Annotated in this window: 25 protein-coding genes and 1 pseudogene; 18 read left to right on the top strand and 8 right to left on the bottom strand. The window is 39.0% G+C overall.

All coding sequences use genetic code 11. From position 1 onward, the window contains the following. The first annotated feature begins 88 nt into the window (after window positions 1–88). Window positions 89–1,030: a magnesium transporter CorA family protein gene (locus N178_RS04860; protein ID WP_045290944.1), complete on the top strand. Its 942-nt coding sequence runs from the start codon at window positions 89–91 to the stop codon at window positions 1,028–1,030. A gap of 177 nt (window positions 1,031–1,207) precedes the next feature. On the opposite strand, the gene N178_RS04855 is transcribed toward N178_RS04860, so the two are convergent. The 3 genes from N178_RS04855 to N178_RS04845 form a co-directional block, all read right to left on the bottom strand. Then, window positions 1,208–1,510 carry a hypothetical protein gene (locus tag N178_RS04855; protein ID WP_224357816.1) on the bottom strand — a complete coding sequence of 101 codons (303 nt, stop codon included), beginning with the start codon at window positions 1,508–1,510 and terminating at the stop codon, window positions 1,208–1,210. A 17-nt stretch (window positions 1,511–1,527) separates the two neighbouring features. After that, window positions 1,528–1,833, bottom strand: coding sequence for a hypothetical protein (locus N178_RS04850; protein ID WP_224357817.1), 306 nt, complete (start codon window positions 1,831–1,833; stop codon window positions 1,528–1,530). A 130-nt stretch (window positions 1,834–1,963) separates the two neighbouring features. Then, on the bottom strand, window positions 1,964–3,175 hold the full coding sequence (locus tag N178_RS04845) for an AGE family epimerase/isomerase (RefSeq protein WP_045290938.1): 1,212 nt from the start codon (window positions 3,173–3,175) through the stop codon (window positions 1,964–1,966). Between the two features lie 347 nt (window positions 3,176–3,522). Between N178_RS04845 and N178_RS27980 the strand changes: the two genes are divergently transcribed. From N178_RS27980 to N178_RS04830, 3 genes are all read left to right on the top strand, one after another. Continuing rightward, complete coding sequence (locus N178_RS27980; protein WP_045290936.1) at window positions 3,523–4,857, top strand: SH3 domain-containing protein; 1,335 nt, start codon at window positions 3,523–3,525, stop codon at window positions 4,855–4,857. Between the two features lie 276 nt (window positions 4,858–5,133). Beyond that, window positions 5,134–6,783: a sensor domain-containing diguanylate cyclase gene (locus N178_RS04835; RefSeq protein WP_045290934.1), complete on the top strand. Its 1,650-nt coding sequence runs from the start codon at window positions 5,134–5,136 to the stop codon at window positions 6,781–6,783. Window positions 6,784–6,800: 17 nt separating this feature from the next. Then, window positions 6,801–7,406 carry a methyl-accepting chemotaxis protein gene (locus tag N178_RS04830; protein ID WP_045290932.1) on the top strand — a complete coding sequence of 202 codons (606 nt, stop codon included), beginning with the start codon at window positions 6,801–6,803 and terminating at the stop codon, window positions 7,404–7,406. A gap of 208 nt (window positions 7,407–7,614) precedes the next feature. Here N178_RS04830 and N178_RS27975 read toward each other — a convergent pair. Both N178_RS27975 and N178_RS04820 read right to left on the bottom strand, forming a co-directional pair. Next, window positions 7,615–8,094 (bottom strand): annotated as a pseudogene (locus N178_RS27975) (hypothetical protein); the annotation flags it as partial. A gap of 475 nt (window positions 8,095–8,569) precedes the next feature. Beyond that, window positions 8,570–8,782, bottom strand: coding sequence for a cold-shock protein (locus N178_RS04820; protein WP_045290928.1), 213 nt, complete (start codon window positions 8,780–8,782; stop codon window positions 8,570–8,572). Window positions 8,783–9,015: 233 nt separating this feature from the next. On the opposite strand from N178_RS04820, the gene N178_RS04815 reads away from it, so the two are divergent. From N178_RS04815 to N178_RS26915, 4 genes are all read left to right on the top strand, one after another. Then, window positions 9,016–9,888 carry an STAS domain-containing protein gene (locus tag N178_RS04815; protein WP_045290926.1) on the top strand — a complete coding sequence of 291 codons (873 nt, stop codon included), beginning with the start codon at window positions 9,016–9,018 and terminating at the stop codon, window positions 9,886–9,888. 377 nt (window positions 9,889–10,265) lie between these two features. After that, the gene (locus tag N178_RS04810) at window positions 10,266–11,423 is read left to right on the top strand and encodes a ParM/StbA family protein (protein WP_045290924.1); all 1,158 of its coding nucleotides are present in this window, start codon (window positions 10,266–10,268) and stop codon (window positions 11,421–11,423) included. A gap of 15 nt (window positions 11,424–11,438) precedes the next feature. Further along, a complete protein-coding gene (locus tag N178_RS04805) occupies window positions 11,439–12,146 on the top strand; it encodes a hypothetical protein (protein ID WP_045290922.1) in 708 nt (235 codons plus the stop codon). Between the two features lie 185 nt (window positions 12,147–12,331). Then, window positions 12,332–12,487: a hypothetical protein gene (locus tag N178_RS26915; RefSeq protein WP_169746650.1), complete on the top strand. Its 156-nt coding sequence runs from the start codon at window positions 12,332–12,334 to the stop codon at window positions 12,485–12,487. Between the two features lie 466 nt (window positions 12,488–12,953). Here N178_RS26915 and N178_RS04795 read toward each other — a convergent pair whose 3' ends face one another. Next, window positions 12,954–13,481 (bottom strand): cupin domain-containing protein, encoded by a 528-nt coding sequence (locus N178_RS04795; RefSeq protein WP_045290918.1) that lies wholly within the window; start codon window positions 13,479–13,481, stop codon window positions 12,954–12,956. Between the two features lie 275 nt (window positions 13,482–13,756). On the opposite strand from N178_RS04795, the gene N178_RS04790 reads away from it, so the two are divergent. The 3 genes from N178_RS04790 to N178_RS04780 all read left to right on the top strand — a co-directional run bounded on the left by N178_RS04790 (window position 13,757) and on the right by N178_RS04780 (window position 15,002). Then, window positions 13,757–13,945 (top strand): hypothetical protein, encoded by a 189-nt coding sequence (locus N178_RS04790; RefSeq protein WP_028414680.1) that lies wholly within the window; start codon window positions 13,757–13,759, stop codon window positions 13,943–13,945. 242 nt (window positions 13,946–14,187) lie between these two features. Further along, window positions 14,188–14,364: an aspartyl-phosphate phosphatase Spo0E family protein gene (locus N178_RS04785; RefSeq protein WP_223260221.1), complete on the top strand. Its 177-nt coding sequence runs from the start codon at window positions 14,188–14,190 to the stop codon at window positions 14,362–14,364. 248 nt (window positions 14,365–14,612) lie between these two features. Further along, window positions 14,613–15,002: a MerR family transcriptional regulator gene (locus N178_RS04780; protein WP_045290915.1), complete on the top strand. Its 390-nt coding sequence runs from the start codon at window positions 14,613–14,615 to the stop codon at window positions 15,000–15,002. An 82-nt stretch (window positions 15,003–15,084) separates the two neighbouring features. On the opposite strand, the gene N178_RS04775 is transcribed toward N178_RS04780, so the two are convergent. Continuing rightward, window positions 15,085–16,146, bottom strand: a complete 1,062-nt coding sequence (locus tag N178_RS04775; protein WP_045290913.1) for an NAD(P)-dependent alcohol dehydrogenase — start codon at window positions 16,144–16,146, stop codon at window positions 15,085–15,087. A gap of 197 nt (window positions 16,147–16,343) precedes the next feature. Further along, entirely contained in the window at window positions 16,344–16,604 is a 261-nt protein-coding gene (locus tag N178_RS04770; protein ID WP_045290911.1) for an HPr family phosphocarrier protein, read from the bottom strand. Between the two features lie 937 nt (window positions 16,605–17,541). Between N178_RS04770 and iolE the strand changes: the two genes are divergently transcribed. From iolE to iolD, 7 genes are all read left to right on the top strand, one after another. Beyond that, window positions 17,542–18,435: a myo-inosose-2 dehydratase gene (iolE, locus tag N178_RS04765; protein ID WP_045290909.1), complete on the top strand. Its 894-nt coding sequence runs from the start codon at window positions 17,542–17,544 to the stop codon at window positions 18,433–18,435. A 20-nt stretch (window positions 18,436–18,455) separates the two neighbouring features. Next, a complete protein-coding gene (locus N178_RS04760) occupies window positions 18,456–19,874 on the top strand; it encodes a sugar porter family MFS transporter (RefSeq protein ID WP_045290907.1) in 1,419 nt (472 codons plus the stop codon). A 22-nt stretch (window positions 19,875–19,896) separates the two neighbouring features. Beyond that, the gene (gene iolI / locus N178_RS04755; protein ID WP_045290905.1) at window positions 19,897–20,754 is read left to right on the top strand and encodes a 2-keto-myo-inositol isomerase; all 858 of its coding nucleotides are present in this window, start codon (window positions 19,897–19,899) and stop codon (window positions 20,752–20,754) included. Window positions 20,755–20,800: 46 nt separating this feature from the next. After that, window positions 20,801–21,640: a class II fructose-1,6-bisphosphate aldolase gene (gene fba / locus N178_RS04750; protein ID WP_045291063.1), complete on the top strand. Its 840-nt coding sequence runs from the start codon at window positions 20,801–20,803 to the stop codon at window positions 21,638–21,640. 135 nt (window positions 21,641–21,775) lie between these two features. Next, a complete protein-coding gene (locus N178_RS27780; RefSeq protein ID WP_272946318.1) occupies window positions 21,776–21,910 on the top strand; it encodes a hypothetical protein in 135 nt (44 codons plus the stop codon). Between the two features lie 120 nt (window positions 21,911–22,030). After that, window positions 22,031–22,786, top strand: coding sequence for a DeoR/GlpR family DNA-binding transcription regulator (locus N178_RS04745; RefSeq protein ID WP_013084173.1), 756 nt, complete (start codon window positions 22,031–22,033; stop codon window positions 22,784–22,786). A gap of 599 nt (window positions 22,787–23,385) precedes the next feature. Beyond that, a complete protein-coding gene (gene iolD, locus N178_RS04740; RefSeq protein ID WP_045290903.1) occupies window positions 23,386–25,308 on the top strand; it encodes a 3D-(3,5/4)-trihydroxycyclohexane-1,2-dione acylhydrolase (decyclizing) in 1,923 nt (640 codons plus the stop codon). The last annotated feature ends 82 nt before the right edge of the window (window positions 25,309–25,390 follow it).

Below are 25,390 nucleotides of genomic sequence, written 5' to 3'. Positions count from 1 at the left end.
GATATGAAATGTATGTTTATTTTGTGTATTAGGTTTTAAGTAATTGTATATAGGGAAAAATTCTAATAAAAGGGGAAAGAGGGAAAGTATGAATACCGTGACGAGCAATCAGTGGAAATGGTATCAGTTTGATTTAGAAGAAGCCGATGGAATAGCTGATGTCATCAAAGACTATCAGTATCCAAGAGATGAATGGTTTTGCCAGCAGCTTCAAAAGAAAAATTCGAATCATATTCAAGTAGATGTAATAGGAGAAAGTGAGCTGATTTATGGTTCACTCATTTATCATAAGAAGTCGTTTGATCAAAAGGATTACGATTCATTTCATTTTTACGTTACCGAGGAGTTTATTATAACGGCAGGAATCGATTTGAAAATCCTTGAAAACACCAATCATGAACGAATGATTGAACGCATGAAGCAGGCTGCTAACACAGCGGAAAGTTTTTTTATTCTTTTAGGCGAAATTATGAAAAAACACTTAAATGGGTTTGATCAGTTTGAAAGTCATTTCAGAGAGCTTCTGTGGGAAGTGCGCCATAATAATAACATTGACGTGTTAGATGACATTCATAAAGCGCGGTACGATTTGCTTATATGGACAAATTTAATCAGTTCTGTTCGAGAAGTCACCATGGGAATAGAAGAAGCGTTTCATAAAAAAATTAACCAAACGGTCGAATATCAGCGGATGTGCAAAAAAATCGAAATTGGCTTAACGCTGATTGAACAATATCAAAAAGAATTTGACGCGTTAATTAAACTAGAAGAAGTGGTGTCTACTCATCGAGGAAATGAGATTATGAAAGCTTTAACGCTGCTGACAGCAATCAGCACGCCTTTAACGGCTTTTGGAGCCCTTTGGGGAATGAACTTTAAAGGAATGCCCGAGCTTGACTGGAAGTTTGGCTATGTCTATGCGCTTATTTTGATTGTTCTGTCGACCGTGGCCATTTATCTTTATTTACGAATGAAAGGGTGGACGGGGGATCTCTTAAAAGGAAGAAAAAAGAACTCATTTTTTAAATAAGCTTTAATAAAAGAGGTTGAGACATAACGAAATGAATCCAATCAATGCTAGAAGAACCAAAACAGATCAAACTATATTCACCATCACAAAAAAACGAACCACTCACCAACGTGTTTGATGAGTGGTTCGTTTTTCACTTGGGCTAAACTATTTTTGTCTCAGCCTCTTTGTTGTTTTTTACCCTCGCCTCCACGTCGTGGGCTCACCTGAACGAAGGCATCTTGGGAATAAATCGTTTTCTTTTAGCTTTACTTGATTGCCGTTTTCGTCGGTATAGCGACCGGTTTGCGGAACCAATTCTCCGGTTGAAAAGGCGTCATCTACGGGCTTCCACGTCGTTGATTCACGTGTGTGTGGGCAAGGTGTAAAAAGATCATCTTTTTGAAAGAGTTTAATTTCACCTTCCTCACAAATGTAAGCGCCCGATTCTGGTACAGCTTCACTCGTTCGATAAATGTTCTGTACGGTCTTCACACACATCCAACCTTTCTTTTTGATTAGTTGTATTTTAGTGTCCCTGTCGTGGCGTCCATGTACGTGCGGTCTTCTATAATATCCGAGTCGTCTAGCTTTCTAAACGGAGCGCAGTAGCATACAACACCCGTCTCGATTTCGATTTCTTGAAATCCGTACGCACGGCAAAGGTATTCACCAACATCGCTTGGAGCTGGATGCGTATCCAACTCATCTAACGCTTCATTAAACATCGCTAAAAATTCTTTTTTCGAAAATTTCTTCTCATGATGCAGTGTTACTGGGTCTCCAGAATCTGTTCCTTGTGCTAACGCGTAAAAATACATCATCTTCACTCCTTACATATATATAGTCGTGCTTTTTATGAAATGTAGAAACATTGATTGTTAGTAAGTAAATTCCCTTAAATAAACGAAATAAACGCATTTGGAAGAAAACGGTTTCTTCTTTGTCGTTATCTTAGAGAGAATCCAGTGCTATCAGCGTTTGATAGCAAGCTGCTACAGGGTGATAATCGGCTTTAGGAGCCGGGCTTTTTTTCGAGCTGTAGCGTTCGTTTTCCTGATTTAACAGCTGATACCAGCCTCCATATGTGTGATCGATAAAGTGTTTCTGACAGTAGGAGAACAGGGCGTCGTATGCTTTCCAATATCCGCTGTCTCCGGTTTTTACCCCGAGCAGTGAAGCCGCAGAAATGGCTTCGCCCATCACCCAATAGTTTTTATCCCGATCAATGACCTCTTCTTGAGGAGACAGCGCAAAGTAAAGACCTTCGTACTTAGCATCCCAGCCTCGGTTCCAGCCTTTATCAAACAAATACTTTGCACGTTCTGTCATCCAGTTTTCCGAACGGTGCCGATCAAGCCATAAAAGCAGCTTGCTCCATTCAAACTGATGTCCTGGTATAAAGCCATACGGACGAAATTCATCTTTTGTATTGTTTTTATTGTAGTCCCAATCCGGCTGCCAGTCTGTATCATAATGCTCCCAAATCATGCCGCCAGATCGTTCAGCAAGCTGCTGGGTAACGCCTTTTGCAAGCGTGTACGCTCGGTCTACGTATTTTTTATCTCTTGTTGCTTCAAAGGCAGAAAGCATCGCTTCACACATATGCATATTTGCATTTTGGCCGCGATACAAAGAAGAAGCTGACCAAGATGCGTCCCATTCGTCTCGGTAAAAGCCGTGCGCATCTTCCCAAAAGTACTTTTCCATCACGTCATATACCTGTTCAATTGTTTCTTTTGCTTCTGAAATGCCGGCTTGATACGCGATGGAAGAAGCTAAAAGAGCAAAAGCGTGGCCATATGCTTGTTTAGAATCATCTTTTACTTCTCCGTCATCGGCTATTTCAAAAAAATACCCGCCGTGCTCTCTATCATAATGGTTGTTTTGTAGAAAACGAATGCCGTGCTGAGCTGCTTCTTTGCACCAATCCGGCCCGTCTAAAAGAGCTCCTACACTGAAGATATAAATAAAGCGCGCCGTACTTACCAAGTCCTTTGAATGCGTATTGTTGACGGTGCCGTCGTCGTAGTATTCATGGATATATCCGCCGTTTGTTTTGTCAATGCAAGCGGGGTAGTAAAAATGAAGTGTATCAAAAATATGCTGTTTTAATGTGTGAGGTTCTCGAAATGCAGTTGAGGAAAAATCCGTTGCCGTGTTCATTTTATCACCATCTCAATCTATGTTTTTAGTTGTTTTTTACCCTAAGCAGGTGGGAGTAAACGTAAGGGTTTTTTTGCTGTTTCTGCTCTATTATTCTATTTTTGTTGAAAATGTATCAGTTTGGAAACAAGTTTGAAATATTTTGATATACTTTTGACACGATTATCCGGTATTCTAAAGATACGTGCTAGCTGGAACGAACAAATGTACAGAGCCTCTAGACGTCAAATGATTTTATTTAGTGTGGCTAGTTTAAGGTTTAGCTTAAACATCGGATTCTGTTTTCACTTAATCTATTAAACTGGCAACATGTATTTCTATTATATTTTGCAAATGAGGTATAAAAAATGACAGAAGTGAACAAACAAAGATTTTACAAAAAATTAGCGGTAACAGGACTTGCTTTTACTCTTGCAGGCGCAGGAACTCTAGGTCTTCATTCTTTACATTTTACGGGTGAGCCAACTGTCGCAAGCGCAGCGGAAGAAACATACACGACAACGGCGAATTTAAATATCCGAAGCGGTCCATCGACGTCCAACGCGATTATTGCAACGGTCAAACAAGGCACACAGCTAACGGTAGTTGGACAAGCAGCAAGCGGCTGGCTGAAAGTAAGCTATCAAGGCAAAACGGGCTACGTAAGCAGTGAGTATGTTAAAAAGTCAGCGAGTTCAACGACTAAAACTTATGTAACAACCGCAAATTTAAATATTCGAAGCAATCCATCGACATCAAGCGCGATTGTTGTAACGGTCAAACAAGGCACACAGCTAACGTCGACAGAACAAGCAGCGAACGGCTGGCTAAAAGTAAGCTATCAAGGCAAAACAGGCTATGTGAGCACGCAGTACGTAAAGGAATCAACGGGTTCTTCTGAACCGGCTCCGGCTCCAGCTCCGGCGGCTTCTGTCTATGTGGCGACGGCGAATTTAAATGTTCGAACAGCTGCTTCAACTGCTGGTACTGTCATGGCAACACTTAAAGCCGGCACACAGATAGACGTAACGGCTAAAGCAGCAAACGGCTGGCTGAAAATTACGTATCAAGGTAAAGTTGGCTATGTAAGCGGTCAATACGTACGAGCATTAGCTGGCATGAAAGTGGTTTCGAACCCTGAAAGTATCCAAGTTGTTGTGAATAAACAAAACAAGCTTCCGGAAAACTACGTTCCGAAAGATTTAGTATATACAACAATTCCATTTACATTCAAAGAACAAACAGAAAAGAAAAAAATGCGCAGTGAAGCAGCCGCTGCTATTGCACAGTTATTTGCAGGTGCGAAAAAACAAGGCGTTACGCTTCTTGGCGTATCGGCTTACCGTTCACATGCAACGCAAAGCGCGCTTTTTAGTTCGTATGTTCAACGAGACGGTTATGATAAAGCGGCAACTTATAGCGCATTGCCAGGCACGAGTGAACATGAAACGGGTCTTGGAATTGATGTAACAAAAGGAGACGGCACATGTGCTGCTCAAGACTGCTTTGGCGGAACAAAAGAAGCAACTTGGCTCGATGCCCACGCAGCAGAATATGGATTTATTATTCGTTATCCAAAAGGAAAAGATGCGGTAACCGGCTATAAATATGAGCCGTGGCATTTGCGATATGTAGGTAAACCAGTGGCGCAGGCGATTAAGAGTAAAGGAATTACGCTTGAAGAATATTACGGAATTAAGTAGGTTTAAAAAAGAGGCTGGAATAAAAGTAGCTTAGTTGAAGGAAGATCCGAACGGGTTTGATTCTTGATTTAGAATCAAACCCGTTCGGATCTTTTTTATTTTTGTCCATCATGTTTACCCTTCTTATGAAGGAGGGTAGGTAATGATACAAAAGAACTACTGTTTGTACATTTAAAGTTGTGTTTGTGTGCGAAAAGATCTAGTGTATATTTCATACAGAAGTGTAAAGTACAGGGGGCGTTCATCTGTGAAAAAACGAAGGAGATGCATCCTACCATGTTGAAAGATCATGTGTTTGAATTTTATTTTGATCAAATGAATGAGCTGGTTTTTTTAGCGGAAGTAAAGAACCAACATCTTTATTATAAAAAAATGAATAAAGCGGCTGCTAAGCTTGTACGATGCCAAGGAGAAGCGGGCATGCTACTAGAAAGCGTACTCCCTGAGCGGGCGTATCACTCCCTTTACCCTTACTATATGAAAGCGATGGAAACCAAAAAGCCAGTTACCTACAACGACATAAATACCTTCTCAGATGAAGCTGAAGCGTTTGAAACAACGCTTACCCCAATTTTTGATGATGCCGACAATAGTACGCACCTATTAGTAATGAGTAAAAATATCCAAAAGTTAAAAAAAGACTTAGCCCAAAGCTTGGAACAGTATAAGTCGCTTTTTATGAACCATGAAAACGCCATATGTATGATGGATTTAAGCGGTAAAATTGTTCAAGCAAATCCTGCCTGTGAGCAAATGTTCGGATACGCTACCCAGGATATCATCAACAGTTCTTACAGGCAGCTTCTAGAAGAACTGAAGATTGACGCCAGTGCTTTGCCTCTGCATCACATCATATACGACCAAAGCTACAGCAAAGAAATCCAAGCGTGGCACAAAGAAAAAGGAATGATTTATTTATATGTTACAAATGTGCCCATCATAGTGGAAAATGAATGGATTGGTATTTACTTGATTGCTCAGGACGTTACAAAGGAAAAGACAGCTGAAATAAAGCTGGAAAATACGGTGAAAGATTTAGCAAACATGAAGTATGCCCTTGATGAGTCCGCTATCGTAAGCGTCCTGGATCCATATGGAACAATTAGGTATGTCAATGATATGTTCTGTACGATATTTGGCTGTGAAAAAGAAGAGCTAATCGGACAATCATACGAGTTATTTGATGTCAGCTATGATCTTCGGGTTCTTGAAAGTATTGGCCAAGGAAAGGTTTGGAGAGGGCAAGTCAAAAGCATAACAAAAGAAGGCGTCATCGTGTGGAGCCATAAGACCATTGTTCCGCTGACAGATATTCATCACCGAATCTCAAGCTACGTGCTGATTCAAACCGATATTACTGCGCAAAAAAACCTAGAAAATCAGCTGAAATTTAAGGCATTTCATGACAGTTTGACGGGGGTGCCGAATCGAATGATGCTGCAAAAACAAATACAGTCTGCGATCGAGCAAAAGGAAAGGTTTGGCCTGCTGTTTTTAGACTGTGATAATTTTAAAGAAGTGAACGATCAATTTGGTCATGATATTGGCGATGCATTTTTAATTCAGTACACGCATCGTTTAACGTCTTGCATTCGCACATGTGACGAAGTGTATCGCCTCGGAGGCGATGAATTTGTGATCTTGCTTCGGCACATTGAAAGGCGCGAGGAAATACAGCAGATCATGGACCGAATTCACCGAGAGCTTCAAAAAGAATGGAGTATTGAATCCTGCATCTTTACAGCTACATCGACCATTGGAGCCGCTTATTATCCAGAAAACGGAGAATCGTTTCAAGAACTGCTAAAACAGGCGGATCAAGCGCTGTACGAAGGAAAACGGCAGGGGAAAAATAACGTGAATTTCTATAAAAAAACCCAATCTGTAGCCGATTCTATAGATATAGATCAAGAAAGTATTGTCTAATATAGAAAGGGATAAATATGAATAAACATAAATTAATGGTTGTTTTATCAAGCGGAGCAGTGATACTTTCTCTGCTCATACATATCATTCATCGTATTTGGCCGATGGGGATGTCCGGCATGTCTATGGAACATAATTCAACGCCAGGCGAACATGGTAAAGGGTTTGCGGTCGTAGCAGCGGAAGTTCGCAAACTTGCAGAACAATCCAATCAGTCAGCCGAACAAGTAGCAAGGCTCAGTCAGCATATTCAGCAAGAAACGTCTCAAGCCGTAGCATTCATTCAATCAGGAACTGCTAATGTGAAAACCGGTATTTTACTAGCTAACGAAGCGGAAAATGTTTTTAATCGAATCGCCGACGCATCTGCGTACGTTCAAAAACAAATTCAGCAAACGGCTGCTTCCGCACAGCAAATAGCAGCCGGATCTACACAGGTGCTCCATGCCGTCAGCGATATGACCTCTTTTGCCAACCAATCGGCTGCAAGCAGCACCAGCATTTCTTCTGCTTCCGTGCGTCAGCTGCAATCGCTGCAGATCATTGACCAGACGGCGGAATTTTTAAGTGGGTTAGTTGAAGAGCTTGGCAGCGTAACGGAAAAGTTAGCGAAGCAAGCGTGAATGAAGCAGAGTAGTGGACTACTACATAGAAGTACATGATTTTATACACTGGATTAATGTTATAAATCTACTAAAGAATTATGTACATACAAACGCTTAAAAAGTTTCTACGAACCTTTAGACCACTAAGGTTCATATCAATCCCCTCCTTTAGAAAAATAAAGCGATCTAAAAAGAGGGGATTGATGCTTTTGTCTAAAAGCTAGTGTTAGTTATTTGTTGGAGAAGGAAATCTTGCTGCTTCAAAATGTGAGCCATCTTCGGATGTGACGATTGTACCAGCTATGCTGCTTTGAACAAAAACTTCAACGCGATCTCCAGCTTCTAAATTATAAATAGTAGACACGGATACCGCATTAACAAACGGTGTGTTCCCGCCAAAGAAATCGTTATCGATCGCTATAGCGGTTGTCCCATTTACACGTATTTCTATGCGAGTTCTATAATCTAGCATCTGGTCGTTAGGAGAGAATCCAATTGTAGCAATGATAGAATATACGCCATCTTTTTTGGGGCGGAAGGTAGAAGTAATCGGGTTATATTCATTTGCTAAATCAAATTGTTCAGTTGGGAAAACTGCTTTTACAAACGTATTTGCAGGAACATTTTGAGGCATCGTTAAATTGAGCGCTCTAAATGCTGACTCCCGCGTGCTTCCTTTTTTGTCTTTATCTTCTTTACATTTAGAAGCCCAATCATGTGATTCCTCATAGAAATCTTCTGCGCGTCCATAAGTCCAAACTTGTGATTCTTCAGAGCTATCTTCTTCGTGACCGTAAGCCCAGCCGCGTGCTTCCTCAGGAGCATCTTCTTGATGTTGCTCTTTCTTATTGTTAAGGGAAGCTTTCTTCTTGTGAGGATAAGATTTTTCTACATAATATTTATCATCTTTATCATTGTAATGAAAATAATACTTTTTTATAATAATCACCCTTTCTTTGCAGTACTCTATACTGTATTCATTCATAGAAGAAATGTTTGGATACTTGTCCGACAACTTTAGAACTGTTTTTTTAATAGCTAATAGTAACTAATTTTGAACGTAGAATTAGTTGCATCATATAAAAAAACACCTCGTTCGAACAAAAGTCGAAGAGGGGTTTTTATTCGAAGAGTATTTGATTGGCCAGTCTACCCATAGCCTGTATGTAAATGTCACTCTATCAGTCAACTGGGTGTACTTTTATAGCGCTGGGTCCTTTAGCTCCTTCTTGGATTTCAAACTCTACTTTTTGTCCTTCTGACAGGTTTTTATATTCCTTACGGTCGATCGCATTGGAGTGAACGAACACTTCTTTTGATCCGTCTTCGGGTGTGATAAATCCAGATCCTTTTGATTCGTTGAACGATTTAACGGTTCCTTTATGTTTGCTCATTGAAAAATCCCCCTTATAAGTATAGAAATAAATTCTTAATAGGTTTTTACCCAAACGCTGAAATCTCAATCATTTTATGGGAGTTATGCCGATTAGAAGAGCAGGGATAAAAGCAAATAGGGAGGTCTTAACAATTTTTTCATTTCGGTTATATTTTTATATTGTGTGTGACATAACTATTGTTATAAAATGTAATCGTTAATTCTGCTAACTAAAGGAGATAAAGAAAAAAAATGAGGGATGAGTTGTTATATATAGGGAAGAAAATTATCGATAATAAACAGGAATTAGCGATACAATTTTCTGATCTGATGGACTCTGAATATAAGCGGAAGCTTGTTTACCACGAAGAAAGCGAAGTTTTAAAATGGAGAGCAGAACTCATTGAGTATTTAGGCGAGTCGTTATTCGAAGAGCACTCGGTCGTTTTAAAGAAAATCATTCAGTGGGGTACAGATATAGGAAAAGTGGCGGTGGAAAACGGACTTTCTTTGAGTCAAACGTTAAAATCGCTCGCGCTGTTTCGAACAGTGATATGGGGTGTTTTTACAGAAGAGCTGCAGCAGAAGCAGTTTGCTCCTATTACGATGCTTGATGTAAGTAAAAAAATTGATCCCATGCTTGATCAGCTTAATCATATATTTGTCGAAATCTATGAAGAACACAATACCGAAACCATAAAACGCGCTTATGCAGCGCTAGAAGAATTATCAGTTCCCATCGTTCCTCTTTCTGAAGGAATCGCTGTGATGCCAATCGTTGGACAAATTGATACGCATCGTTCGCAGCTTATTATGGAAACGGCTTTAGAAAAAAGTGCTCAGCTGCAGCTGAGTTATTTAATATTTGATATTTCAGGTGTTCTTATCGTCGATACGATGGTAGCGGACAATATTTTTCAAATTGTAAAAGCCTTACAGCTTATCGGCACTAAAACGATGATTACCGGCATACGTCCGGAAATCGCGCAAACCGTTGTTGATTTAGGCGTCGATTTTGGAACAATCAAAACAAGAGCGACGTTAGAAAAAGGTCTTGAAGAAATAGGCTTCAGTAAGCTACCAGAAAATCCGCAAAGAAACCAAAACAAATGGCCTTTCCAATAAATAAAAAAAGGAAGAGGCCTAGACAAAGTATGTTAGTTGAAGTTAAATCCGAACTATTAATCTGATTGATGGTTCGGGTTTTTTTGTTGTTAGGGTGAACGTAGGTTTCATGTATGTGGCTGCTTCTAGCTGGTGATTGAATAGCTTATATTAACAAAAAAATTAAGGGGAAGTCACAGCGTCACATGTTACATTCCTTGTAAAAATGGGTACTGGTAAAAAGAAGCATTTCAAGTGCTTTTCAATTACAGTAACCGTCTAAAATTAATTAATTGTCAATTTAGAATAACATAAATTATTTAAATACTTAGACAAACAAATGAGGAAAATATATACTTATTAGTGTTGTCAAGAAAAGATAAAGGGGAGAAACAAGGATGGATATCAAACGTCAAAACGTTGATTTTGGTAACTCAATTTTTCAAACGCTAGTGGATGGTTATTACTATGAAATTCCTACAAACGTAGTAGAAATCACAAAAGATCAGGCAGAGGGTCATTTTCCTTCAAGTGTAAATGAACCGGAATTACTTCTTCAAAATTTACTGATTTCTACAACAATTGAAGGAGCAGAAAAGTATTATTTAGTGGGAGACGCAGCAGAGAAACACGTGCTAGGCAATATCCATATTAATAAGTTACATAATAAAACTGAATCTGATATTCCTTATGTGATGTTTTTAGCTTCAATTGCTTATTACAACATACTTAAAGGAAAAGACAAAGAAGATAATCATGTGACGATTAATTATTTCTCGACTATGCTTCCGATTTGGCTGCTTAAGAAAACAAATAAATTCAGTGAAATGCAGCAGAAGATGGCCGAACGTTTTCAAGGAGAGCATACGGTTACAGTATTGACTCCCGGGTTAGAAAAAACGCTCACTGTGAACATTGAAACGAGCAAATGCCGTATTGAAAGCGAAGTGGCTCGCTGGGCGATTAAAAAAGATTTTGAATTACAAGACAGAGAAGAAGCAAATGCATTCAAACATTTTGAAACGCTAATTGTAGATTTGGGCGGAGGCACGGTTGACCTGGCACTGCTTCCTGCAGGACTTCAAGCTCCTAAAAGCAGAAATTCATTGAAGTGTCTTACGGATATTTCATATTTGAAGCATATTGAAAAGCTAAGAAATGAAAAGCTGCTTGAGTATTTTGATGATGTTCGTTCATTAGAAGAATTTATTATTGCCAATATCCATAAAGTAAAAATGGAACAAAGAGACGGCAACAGCGGAAAAAAAGTAGATCTCACGGAGCCTATTCACGCTTCACTTAGAGAATACACGCAAATTTTATTAACGAAAGTTGAAAATCTATTTCCATCGCCAAAAGATAAAGTCTATAAATATATTTATATTGGAGGCCTGGCTCCTATCCTTCAACAGTTTATTGCAGAGCAGATTGATAACATGTACGGGGAAGAAATCAGAGAAGAAAATCATCTTTTCTTGCCAGAGACACGCAAATTAAATTTATACGGTCTTGAAATTTTAAGCAGACATGAAACAAACGCAGCGGTTCATGCTTAAAAAGGGGGAGCATATATGAGACATCAACACACTCGCCTTAAGGAAGCATTAGACGATTGGTACGGTCAGCTAAGCTCCCAGGTGGCTGCGCCGTTTTACTTACTATCAAATGCGTTTCTAACAGCTGGTCATCTATCAGCAGATATGATGGGAGCGAGGGAAAAGAACGTAAGTAACAGAGATGAACGTGCAAATTTCACAATCGAAACTGCTAACATTCCGTCAGACGTGTCTTCATTTCTGAAAGAAAAACAGCAGGCAAACGAGCTGCAGGACTATATAGTGGGGCTGATACAGCAAGACTTGCAAAAAAAGAGCAAAGAAAATGAAGTCGAGACGCTCGTTCATTCACTTCGAAAAGAGCTGTTGGGCGAAATTGACTTGCTAAAACAAGAAATGAATTCACGTTTTGCTGCAAATCGTGAGGAATATGAGTCCAAGCAGGCAAACGAACTTCAAGATTATGTAGCGAAGCTTGTGGAACAAAACGGGCAGAAAGACAGCCGGGAAGAAGAGTTTCAATCGTTATTTCATTCATTGAGAACCGAGCTGTTAGGCGAAATTCATTTGCTTAAAAAAGAGCTTGGCTCAGCATCAGCTCCTTCCTATAAGCAGCTGAAAGCCGTTAGGAAGGAGGAAGAAGAAACATTTAAAGAAGGTCAGTTAATTAAAAGTGAAAAAGTGACCGGAACCATTCAAGAAGATATCGATGTAGATTTCTAAACAGAAAGTAGAGGCATGACATGCCTCTACTTTTATTATTTTTCTATTTAAAATGAGGCTGGGGCAAAAGTATTTTTGCTAAAGGAAGATCCGAACGAGTTTGATTCTTGATTGTGAATCCAACTTGTTCGGTTTTTTATTGGTATGCTGAATGTAGGTTTCATGTGTTTAAATGCTTCTAGCTGTTGATTGGAGGGCAAGGCGAAGACTCCTGCGGGAAAAGCGGAACAGGTGAGACCCCGCAGGAGCGCAAGCGACGAGGAGGCTCAGCGACCGCCCGCGGAAAGCGAAGCCTTGCACGGAAATTAACAGCGGTCCAATGTAAAAGCTTTAGCGTATAAATTATAAAGCTCTTTTGTTTCTTTTTAGCTTTTTTCGAAAGTATAAGCACATATCGAATGTAGCGATGGTACAAATACTGCATTTTATTATAAACCAAAATAACGATTCGTTTATGCCAAATCCGCCAATCGAAGCTTTTAGTTCATTTAGCTGCCTGAGAATTAAATTTGTGTCGTTTTCATAGGCCACAGTAAAAGATTTAATCACAAGCATGGTCATAATGACTGCTTCTACAGATATATATAGAATTTTTCTTGCTAGTTTAAGAGAAGGATTTACGTTTGATTTGGGAATTTTATAAAAAAATTTCATCGCTCGTTTGCCTTTCAGTTATTTTAAGCTGTTTAAAAAGATTAGTTTATTCTATAATTCTTTTCTTGGCTATAAAATCCTTTATGTATAGCAAGTTTAAAAAAAGCCCCCTAGAAAAGGTAGTACACCGATGTTCTAGCGGGCTTATGGTAGTTAATGTTCTTCAGCTAAGGCATTAGCTTTTGTCACATGAACCGTACCGAATGGATGGTTTGGAGGAGCGTAGATGGAATAAAGTTTTAGCGGGGCAGTACCGATATTGGTGACATCGTGCCATGTTCCGGCAGGGATAAATATCGCATCATCATCGTAGACTTTTCGTTTAAAGGTTAGGTTGTTTTTACTTTTGCCCATTTGAACAACGCCTTGCCCTTGTTCAATACGCAGGAATTGATCAACGTTAGGGTGGATTTCTAAGCCGATATCTTCACCGGGCTTGAGACTCATTAACGTCACTTGTAAATGTGTTCCAGTCCATAAAGCAGTGCGGTACGTATTGTTTTGCTTTGACGCTTCATTAATGTTAATCACAAATGGTCTTTGTCCATAGTCCTTTAATTTACCGTTTCTTTGCTGAAAATGTTCGTTGGTGTGATAGTGGTTCGGCACATAATAACTATATGGCTGCCAGCTGTAGCACACTGGGGTCTGCCACTGATGATAATAAGGTGTATAGTGCATACTCATTCTCCTTTTCTCGTTTCATTTTTCTTTTCATCCTATGCTTTTGTCAAAACGGTTGATACCATTTGCCTTTTTGTCCGCGGTCTTTATCCACTTATTTTTTGCTGAAAATCATGTGATTACCGATTTATCCCAGCTCTTTGATTGTTTTACAGCAGTTAAAAAATACTTTCATCACTTTAATACGATAATTCATTAAAAAAATATCGTATGAAAACGTTTTATTTGATATAATTTTAGGAGATGAAAATTATTTTAAAGGGTGACGTTCATTGAAAGAAAAAAAACTTCAAGAATTAACTGAACATCTTAATAATTTATTCAACAATTTAATTCATGGATCTATCACAGAAGGTGAATTTAACGAGCTGTCCGAAGAGCTTTACAGAAAGCAAACGAGGCTGCGCTATGAGATAGAGTGTGAGAAAGGTTCGTATTACAGAGAATATTTTAAAGGCTAAGGCTTTGTATTAGACTGCTTTATAAGAAATAAGAAAAGACCTCCATTTAGGAGGCCTTTTCTTAACTTCTAGTAGAAAGTGGAGTGATACTTTCTATTTCAATAAGTATATTAATATATTTACTATATGAAAAATAAAACTGTTGAAGCTCTAAAACTCGCTATTCACCCCCCAAAACCTGTATGATAGGTTTAAGATTACCGCATATGAGATATATGTATAGTAAAAAGGGGTGATGAGCTGTGAAGTGGTATAAAGGAGTTGTCATGCAAGTCTTAATGACAGAAATCGAAACAGCAAGAGAGCATATGGTTATGTTAGGACTTACAGAAGGTCTTACAAGTCGTAATACAGTTCGAATCAGTCAAACCCTTGATTATTTATTAAATGAACTAAGTAAAGTGATGGCCGCAGATTAATCGTATTTTATATAAAAATGAAAAGAGCTGCTGACTTCACGGCAGCTCTTTATAAGTTGCCTTAACGTTTACTTTAATGTTTATGATACTATTTATACAGTTACCTCATAGCAAAGAAAATAGCGGAATCTATTATATATATCGTATAGTAGAAACCTAGAAGATGAGTTGAAAGCACCTGTGAAAAGGGAAGCTTAGATACATAAAGCAAACGCCGCACTAAGAATGGCGATGGAGGGTATAGTGGAATGGAATATCATATTAAAGAGGCCGCTGCAAAGGTAGGGCTGCCTACGCATACGCTTCGATACTACGAACAGCAAGGGCTTTTACCTTTTATAAAAAGAGATGAAAACGGAAATCGTATTTTTAGCGAGTCCGATATCGAGTGGCTGGAATTTATTATTTGCTTACGAAAAACGGATATCGCTCTTTTGGAATTACGTAAAATTGTTGAATTAACACAAGAAGGCGATGATACAATTGGATTGCGCAAGGAGATATTTGAAAAGCATAGAGAGAAAATGATGGAAAAGCAAAGAGAGCTGGACGCAGCTTTTAGAAAAGTGGAAACGAAAATTGACTACTATGATAAATTAGAACAAAAGTATCAAGAAGAGCTTTCATCTAAAGCCTAATTTACCGGTTGTTTTTCGTATTTTATAAAGAAATAAAAAGCGGGCAGCTAATAGAATTAGCTGCCCGCTTTTTTTTTACAACTTACAGTGTAGAAATGTCAATAACAAATCGATAGCGAACATCGCTGCGAAGAACGCGCTCGTACGCTTCGTCTACTTGATTTGCATCGATAACTTCAATCATAGGAGCAACGCCGTGTTCAGCCGCAAAATCAAGCATTTCTTGTGTTTCACGAATGCCGCCTACAAGTGAACCAGCAATGCTGCGACGTCCCGTGATAAGTGAGAATACGCTGTACTGATCTGGGTTAGCCGGTGCGCCAACGTTAACAAGCGTTCCATCTACGCGAAGTAATGATAAGTATTGATCCACGTTCAGATTAGCCGATACCGTGTTTAAGATAAGATCAAAGCGACCCGCTAATTCAGTAAACGTCGCTTCATCACTTGTTGCAAAATAATGATCTGCGCCAAAGCTTAGCGCTTCTTCTTTTTTATTGTTAGAACGGCTCAATACCGTCACTTCAGCACCCATTGCGTGTGCAAATTGAATCGCTACATGTCCAAGACCGCCCATTCCCACGATCGCCACTTTTTTGCCAGGACCAGCATTCCAGTGCTTTAACGGAGAAAATGTTGTAATCCCGGCACATAGAAGAGGACTTGCTGCATCCATACTTAAATTATCAGGAATACGAACAACGAATCCTTCTTTTACGACGATTTTTTGGCTGTAGCCGCCGTATGTACGGTTTCCATCGTAATCTAATGAATTATACGTTTGAACGACGCCTTTTGTACAGTATTGCTCGTCCCCGTTCATACAGTACTCGCACTCTCCGCAAGAATCAACGAAACATCCAACGCCTACGCGATCGCCAACCTTGTATTTTGTTACGTTTTCGCCAACCGCTTCAACTACTCCTGCGATTTCGTGACCAGGAACCATCGGGAACATCCCGCCGCCCCACTCATCAAATGCACTATGAATATCAGAGTGGCAAATACCGCTAAATTTAATATCAATTAAAACGTCGTCTGCTCGCAGTTCTCTGCGTTCAATTGTCGTGTTCTCGAATTTTGCCTTTGCGTGCGGCGCACTTAAAACACGTGATGTTGTTGTATGTTGATGATAATTACACATAAGTAAAAACACAATCCTTTCATATTAAACATAACCAGTTGCTAATACACTTGCATTCACTGACTACGCTTGATGTATTTAAAAACTACAATACTAGCTTAAACGTTAAAGTCGACTTTAAAGCAAGGCCTTTTTGAAAAAAGTTTCTTTCTATGACTTTATGAAAAAAGGAAAGGAAGGAATAGCATGGCAGCTTTCTATCTTTGTTTAGTTAAAAGAAATTCTTCAAGGGTGCAAGCGGCAGCTTGTTCATCAACTCCATTTGTCAGCAGTGTTATTTCATCTCCTTTCTTAACAGCCAAAGCCATTACCTTCATGATGCTTTTTCCACTTACACATTTTCCGTCTTTCGCAAGAAAAATATCACTTTGAAACGAACACGCTTGGCGTACAAACAAAGCTGTATGTCTCGCTAGAAGTTCACCGGAAAGCTGCACCGTCATTCTTTTAATTAGCATAGTGTTTCCCCTTTTTTGTAGTTTAAAAACTATAAAACTAGCTTAAACGTTAAAGTTAACTTTAAGGCAAGAGGTAATTTGGATAAAAAGTGGAAAGGGAAGAAAGGATAAGCCTACTGTTAATGCACATAGTGATTCTGTTGTTAGTACGAGGGAATGTGAACGAAGTGTAAGGCCGATTTTAAAGGAGAGTTCTCGTAAATCTTTTTGTTAGATGAGCAAAACACGTAAGAAGAGACCCTAAAAAAGAAAGAAAAATGATGAAATACTAAGCAAATGAGAAGATGTGCCTCTTTTAACAGATATGTGTACGTTTTCATGCGGAATGTTTCCGTTTCCACTGACTTTGTCAAACAGCAGACAATTGTTGATAATAGAGCTATATAAGAGCCAAAGGGGACGATAAAATGAAAAAATCTATTTCAAAAGTAGAGAAGTTCATAACTGAATTTAAAACGTCAATGACAAGCTACGGAGAAGCAATTATAAAAGTAAAAGGAAACTGATTCTAAAAAGATGCAGGTTATTTTTTATAAATCTATTCCATAAATTCATACTAAATAATCATACTATTAAAATAAGAAATATATCTTTGTTCATAAAAGCTTTGTCTATTGTTGAAGTAACAGTAGATAAAGCTTTTTGTGTGGTTACATAAATGGATATGATATCTTTTATAACTAGCATTTTTAGAAGGAACAAGCTTTTAGGCAGTTGCAGTGTATAAAAAATTCTGAAATTTTATTATTGACTGAAAGCGTTTTTAATATTAATATTAATTCAAACTTAACCAATATTTAACCAACACATAACAAAGGAGTTTTTTTATTTACAAATGAAATCGATTTCATTTGTAAAGTTATAAGATTGGTAAGTTTTATCACTATCTGTTGCTAGTGAGGCAGCATTACACAATAAGGGGAAAAGAGGAATCAAAATGGGAAACGAAAATATTCTGTGGGGAATTGCTCCAATCGGGTGGAGAAATGATGATATTCCTGAAATTGGTGCAGAAAACACATTGCAGCATCTGTTAAGCGATATCGTCGTAGCGGGCTTTCAAGGAACGGAAGTGGGAGGTTTTTTTCCTGAACCGAGCATATTAAACAAAGAGCTTGAGCTGCGAAATTTAAGAATTGCAGGTCAATGGTTTAGCAGTTTTATCATTCGTGATGGGATAGAGGAGACGTCAAATTTATTTCACAAACATTGTCAGTATCTGCAGGAAGTTCATGCTGATGTGGCGGTCGTATCTGAGCAAACTTACAGTGTTCAAGGGATTGAAAGAAATGTTTTCGCTGAAAAACCTTATTTCAGTGATCAAGAATGGGAAGCTTTATGTGCAGGATTAAATGAGTTGGGAAAAATCGCAGCAGAATACGGTTTACGTCTTGTCTATCATCACCATATGGGAACAGGTGTACAAACATTAGCTGAAATTGATCGGTTAATGGAAGGAACGGACGCAAATCATGTTCATCTTTTATATGATACGGGACATATTTATGTTTCTGACGGAGACTATATGGAGCTATTACATAAACATATAGATCGTATAAAACACGTTCACTTTAAAGATGCAAGAAGAAAAGTGCTGGAGCAGTGCAAAAAAGAAGGAAAGTCATTTTTACAGTCGTTTCTAGCCGGTATGTTTACCGTGCCGGGTGATGGGTGTGTAGATTTTACAAACGTGTATAAAGCGTTAGTTGATTACAATTACAAAGGATGGATTGTAGTGGAGGCGGAACAGGATCCTTCTATTGCACATCCATTGGAATATGCTTTAATGGCCCGAAAGTACATTAACGAAAAGTTAGTTATTCATTCTTAAAATAAGACGGGGGAATTAGCATGGGTAAACAGGGAAATCAACATTCATTTTTACGTACGATCATTTTAGTTTCTACGTTTGGTGGACTGCTTTTTGGATATGATACAGGAGTTATTAACGGGGCCCTGCCTTATATGTCTGAATCTGATCAATTGAATCTCAACTCTTTTACTCAAGGTCTTGTAACGAGCGCTCTGTTATTTGGTGCTGCGTTTGGTGCGGTAGTAGGCGGCAGGCTAGCAGATTATAACGGGCGTCGTAAAACGATTCTGTATCTTGCCATTCTATTTTTTGTTTCCACAATTGGATGTACAATTTCGCCAAACGCAGCCGTTATGATTCTTTGCCGTTTTCTATTAGGACTTGCTGTAGGGGGAGCATCTGTTACCGTACCGACATATTTAGCAGAAATGTCACCAGCTGAAAGCCGGGGGAAAATGGTAACTCAAAATGAACTTATGATTGTTACTGGTCAACTTCTTGCCTTTACGTTTAACGCGATTATAGGAAATATGCTAGGAGAAAACCCTCACGTTTGGCGATATATGCTGCCAATCGCTGCCATTCCAGCTGTCTTTTTATTCTTTGGCATGCTTAGAGTACCAGAAAGTCCGCGCTGGCTTGTGTCAAAAGGGAAAAATAACGAAGCGCTAACGGTTCTTCAAAAGATACGGGAAAGTAAAAGAGCCAAATCAGAGTTGCAAGAGATTGAGAGCGCTTACGAACAAGAAGCAAAAATGGAAAAAGCAACATTTAAAGATCTAACAACTCCGTGGGTTCGAAGAGTCGTTTTCCTTGGTATTGGAATTGCTGTTGTACAGCAGATTACCGGCGTAAACTCCATTATGTATTACGGCACTGAAATTTTAAAAGACGCAGGTTTTCAAACAGAAGCTGCTCTTATTGGAAATATCGGAAATGGAGTCATCTCCGTTTTAGCCACGTTTGTAGGAATTTGGCTGCTAGGTAAAGTTGGACGCAGACCAATGCTTATAACAGGATTAGTAGGAACGACTACTGCCCTGCTGCTGATTGGTATATTTTCTCTTGTATTTGAAGGGTCCGCGGCACTTCCATATATCGTATTAGCACTAACGATTACGTTTCTCGCGTTTCAGCAAGGAGCTATATCTCCGGTAACGTGGCTAATGCTTTCAGAAATTTTCCCTTTACGATTAAGAGGCTTAGGGATGGGGGTTACCGTATTTTGTCTGTGGGGAATTAACTTCCTTGTAGGTTTAACGTTTCCTGTTTTATTGGCCAGCATTGGCTTATCCACTACGTTTTTTGTCTTTGTTGTACTCGGCATCGGAGCGATTTTATTTGTTAAAAAGTTTTTGCCGGAAACAAAAGGGCTTACACTTGAAGAACTGGAACAAAGGTTCCGTAGCTATGATAATGAAGACGCTGACGTCATGAATGACAATAAAATTATTTAAGTAAAGAATGGAGAGAATCATTATGAAACTATGTTTTAACGAAGCAACAACATTAGAAAATTCAAATCTTGTAAAGGACCTTGAATATTGCAACAAGCACGGATATGATTATATCGAAATTCGCACAATGGATAAACTCCCTGAGTATTTAGAAAGTCACTCAATGGATGATTTAGCGCAGTTTTTTAATACAAATCATATTAAACCACTAGCGCTGAACGCTTTAGTTTTCTTTAATAACCGCAGTGAAAAAGAGTACCAGGAAGTGATAGAAGAGTTTAAGAGTATGCTAGAAACCGCTCAAAAGATAGGCGTTCCCTATATCGTAGCCGTTCCTTTAGTAACAGAACAAAAAATCGTAAAAGCAGAGATTAAAAATAGCTGCGTACAAGTGCTGAATGAATTATCGGAATTGGCTGAACCTTACGGAGTTAAAATCGCCGTTGAGTTTGTAGGTCATCCTCAGTGTACGGTTAATACGTTTGGTCAAGCGTATGACATTGTGCAAACTGTAAACCGCGATAACGTAGGATTAGTACTTGACTGCTTCCACTTCCATGCCATGGGATCAAAACTAGAAGACTTAAAACAAGCGGATATTTCTAAAATATTTATCGTTCATATTGATGACACGGAGGATTTTCCTATTGGCTTCTTAACAGACGAAGACCGAGTATGGCCAGGTCTAGGAGCAATCGATTTAGATGCTATTTTCTCAACACTAAAAGAAAAAGGCTATAATGACGCGGTATCTGTAGAGCTATTCCGACCTGAATATTATCAATTAAACGCGGAAGAAGCAATTAAGACAGCTAAAGCGACAACCGTTAAGGCTATCTCGGAATACTACAGTTTTCAAACAACAAAATCATATTCATAATAAGGAGTGTCAGTCAGTGACGTTAGTATCTTCAAAACTAGTATCAATGAAAGATATGCTTCATGCCGCTAAAAAAGGAAACTATGCGGTTGGTCAGTATAATATTAACAGCCTGCAGTGGGCACAGGCTATTTTACAAGCTGCCGAAGAGGAAAAAGCGCCTGTCATTGCAGCTGTTTCAGACAGGCTTGTGGACTATTTAGGCGGATTTAAAACCATTGTAGGCATGATCGAAGGTTTGTTAGAGGAAATGAATATTACTGTTCCTGTCGCGCTTCACTTAGATCACGGTATGAGTGTAGAAAGGTGTAAAAAAGCTATCGACGCTGGATTTAGCTCGGTCATGTTTGACGGTTCTCATTACCCGATTGATGAAAATATTGTCATGACTAAGCAAGTAGTAGACTATGCTGGTGCTCAATATGTCTCAGTTGAAGCTGAAGTCGGAACAGTCGGAGGGATGGAAGACGGACTTGTTGGCAACATCGTGTACGCTGATCCTGGTGAATGTCTGCGTCTTGTAAAAGAAACGGGAGTCGATGCTTTGGCGGCCGCTTTAGGATCAGTTCACGGACAGTACCAAGGTGAACCGCAGCTGGGCTTTGATGAAATGAAGGAAATAGCTGACTTAACAGATGTACCGCTGGTTTTACACGGCGGTTCCGGTATACCAAACTATCAAATTCAAAAAGCAATAGCTTTTGGACACGCGAAAATTAATGTGAACACCGAGTGCCTTCAGGCCTGGACGCGTGCGGTTCGTCACACGTTGGAAAGGGACAGTGACGTGTATGATCCCCGAACCATTCTTACACCGGGAAAAAAAGCGGTAATGGCGACTGTAAAAGAGAAAATGAGAGAGTTTCATACAAGTCATAAAGCTTAATAAAAAAGAGGCTGGAATAAAAGCATTACAGTTGAAGCAAGATCCGAACGATGAATGGAGATTCTTGATAGAAAATCCAGCTCGTTCGGATTTTTTCTTTGATAGGGTTTTAATCGATTGAGTTGCTTCTAGCTGATGATTGGAGGGCAAGGCGAAGAGGCTCAGCGGCCGCACGCGGAAAGCGAAGCCTTGCACGGAAATCATCAGCGGTGTAACAAGCGATCCCTACTAGCTTATGTATCTAACTTATTTGTCTTTAACTGGAAATGATGGAGTTATGTCTCAATCTCTCTTTGTTTTAACAGCTACTCTTCTAGAAAACGCCTTTTGTAAAGGTTATAATAGTAAGTAACAAAAAAGCGAAAAGAAAGATAAACGGGGGAGGTAGAAATGTTAAAAACGAAGCGAATTCAACAAATTCAAGAGTATGTTTTTGAACATGAATCTGTTTCATTAGATGATTTGGTTTCGGTGTTTGAAGTCTCCAAAAACACGATTCGACGCGACGTTCAAAAGTTAGTGGATGAAGGGCATATTAAAAAAGTATATGGCGGAGTAGCCGTTAATCATGTGAAGCTTGAATCATTTAATGAAAGACAAACAAGAAATCAGTTTCAAAAGCGTTTGATTGCCAAAACGGCAGCTCAGTACGTAGAAGACGGAGACGTGATCTTTATTGATTCAGGAACCACCACGTTAGAAATGATTGAATTTCTAAAAGACAAATCGATAACGATTGTTACAAATAGTTTGGATGTTATAGTAAAAGCCTTGCCTTTTGATGCGTTAAAAGTAATTTCTACAGGCGGCTATCTTGAGCGTGAAACTCAATCATTTTCAAGCTTTAACCATGCCAATCCTGTAAAGAATTACAACTTTGATAAAGTATTTATGGCTTCTACGGGTATTTCCATATCAAATGGCGTTACGAATTCATCGCCCGTTGAAAGTGAAATCAAAGAAACGGTCATAAAAAGAAGTACAAAAGTGTTTTTATTAGCAGATCATACAAAATTTGATAAGTATGCAATGATTACGTATTGTCAGTTGCATGAAGTGGATTATTTAATTACAGATAAAGTGGACGTCAGCTATCAGCACTATGCAAAAGAAAATGAGATTACATTTGTCCTTGCGGAAGAATAAATGTTTTTGAGTGATTATACATATGCTTAGACTTAGAGCCCGTAGGCATACTAAAGAAGTATGCCTTTTCTTTTTTGTTTACTGTAATCGCTCCTCTAGAAAGCGATTACAGTAAACAAAAAGATAAACTAACAAAATTTTTAAAAAAGTGTTTACAAAGTAAACTGAATATTATAAACTAGGTTCATAGATAAGAAAGCGCTTTTAAAATCAGATGAAATCGATTTCATTAAACGAAGCTACATGTATAATAAAATTGGTTTTACAGGTAAGACAGAGTATGGAAAAATGATGGGAAAGTTAAGGATGGAGTTTGAAAAATATTTTTTTAACACCAAATGAAATCGATTTCATTTGAAAGTGGAATTTATGATGAATTTTCGAGCTTTTCTCCATCTTTAAGCGTTAAAAAGTGCAGGGGCTGAAAGTATTTGTCTCATCGCTAAATAGCAGCTGAAACAAAGGAAAGAGCTAGGAAGTAAAAGGATAGAACCTCATTTATCACACCAAATGAAATCGATTTCATTTAAAAATGTGAAAAAAGGGTAGAAAAATCAATCTGATGGTGATTAATTTCAGAAGATAAGGTAGGAAGGTATATGAAAACGATAAGGTTAACAACTAGTCAAGCTTTAGTAAAATTTCTAAATCAGCAATATGTAGAGTTTGATGGGAAAAAAGAGCGTTTCATCAAAGGAGTATTCACCATTTTTGGACATGGAAATGTGGTGGGGATCGGGCAAGCGCTGCAGGAAAACCCAGGCGAGCTTGAAGTGTATCAAGGCAGAAACGAGCAGGGGATGGCTCATGCTGCAGTAGCTTTTGCAAAACAAAAACATCGAAAGCAAATCATGGCCTGCTCTTCTTCCGTTGGCCCAGGTTCAGCGAATATGGTTACATCGGCTGCGACAGCTACTGCAAACAATATTCCGGTGCTGCTTTTGCCAAGCGATGTGTTTGCAACACGCCAGCCGGACCCGGTACTTCAACAAATTGAACAAACGCACGATTTATCTCTTTCTACAAATGATGCTTTCCGGTCCGTCAGCAAGTACTGGGATCGAGTTAGTCGTCCAGAACAGCTGATGTCGGCTATGATCAATGCGATGCGTGTATTAACAGATCCGGCAGATACAGGAGCCGTTACAATCGCGCTGCCGCAGGATGTACAAGGAGAAGCGTGGGATTTTCCAGAAAGCTTCTTCCGCGAGCGTACCCATCTTATTGAACGCCGCGAGCCTTCGCAAGAAAGTATCAGAAATGCAGTGAAGCTGATTAAATCAAAGAAAAAGCCTCTTCTTATTTTTGGCGGCGGCGTTCGTTATTCAGAGGCTGCGGATGCATTTGCTGCATTTGCTGAAAAGTTTCATATTCCATTTAGTGAAACACAAGCTGGAAAAAGCGGGCTTGAAAGCAATCATCCTTTAAATCTAGGAGGAGTTGGCGTAACGGGTAACAGCGCTGCTAACAAAATAGCGCAATCAGCGGATTTAATTATTGGCGTTGGTACACGTTTTACAGATTTTACAACTTCTTCAAAGCTGTTTTACGCTGAGACGGATGTATTAACTATTAATATTTCTGAATTTCACGCATCAAAATTGGAGGCTACTAAAATTGTCGCGGATGCCAAAGTGGGTCTTGAAGCTCTTTCGGCTGCATTAGAAGGCTATAAATCAGGCTATGAAACTGAAATTGAAGAAGCCAAATCAGAGTGGAATCAAGAGCTGACTCGTTTAAAAAATATTGCATACACAGGCGAAGAATTTATTCCGGAAATTAAAGGGCATTTTGATCAAAGCCTGTCGGAGTATAAAGATAGCCTAAGCACCGAACTTGTCCAAACGACTGTGCTAGGTAAAGTAAACGAACTAATTGCACCTGATTCTATTATTACATGTGCAGCAGGAAGCCTTCCGGGTGACCTTCAGCGCATGTGGATCTCAAATGAACGTAATACGTATCACCTTGAATACGGATATTCATGTATGGGCTATGAAATTGCGTCTGCCTTGGGGGCTAAGATGGCTGAGCCCGATAAAGAAGTGTATGCGATGGTAGGAGACGGAAGCTACTTAATGCTTCATAGTGAGCTGGTAACGAGCATTCAAGAAGGAGTTAAAATAAATATTGTTCTTTTTGATAATTCCGGCTTTGGCTGCATCAACAACTTGCAGATGGATAATGGAATTGAAAGCTTTGGCACAGAGTTCCGCGTTCGTAACCCGAGGACGGGGCAGCTTGATGGAGATATTATGCGCATCAACTTTGCTCAATCTGCAGCTGCGTACGGCGCCAAAACATACGAAGTGTATACAATGGAAGAGCTTGAATATGCCGTTGAAGATTCAAAAAAACAAAGTGTTAGTACATTGATTGACATTAAAGTTCTTCCAAAAACAATGACGGACGGCTACGATTCTTGGTGGCATGTAGGAGTAGCATCCGTATCTGAAAGCTCAGATGTTCAAACGGCGTTTGAAGGCAAAGAAAGCCAGTTGCAAAAAGCAAGAAAATATTAATCTTTTAAAAAGCTAGAATATACAGTTTGCTTGATTAAAGAATGTCCTTAGCATAAACGTGGTAAAAAATAAGAAATAGAAA

The sequence above is a fragment of the Priestia aryabhattai B8W22 genome, assembly GCF_000956595.1.
Lineage (GTDB): Bacteria > Bacillota > Bacilli > Bacillales > Bacillaceae_H > Priestia > Priestia aryabhattai.
This window is presented reverse-complemented; position numbering and strand designations above follow the sequence as displayed.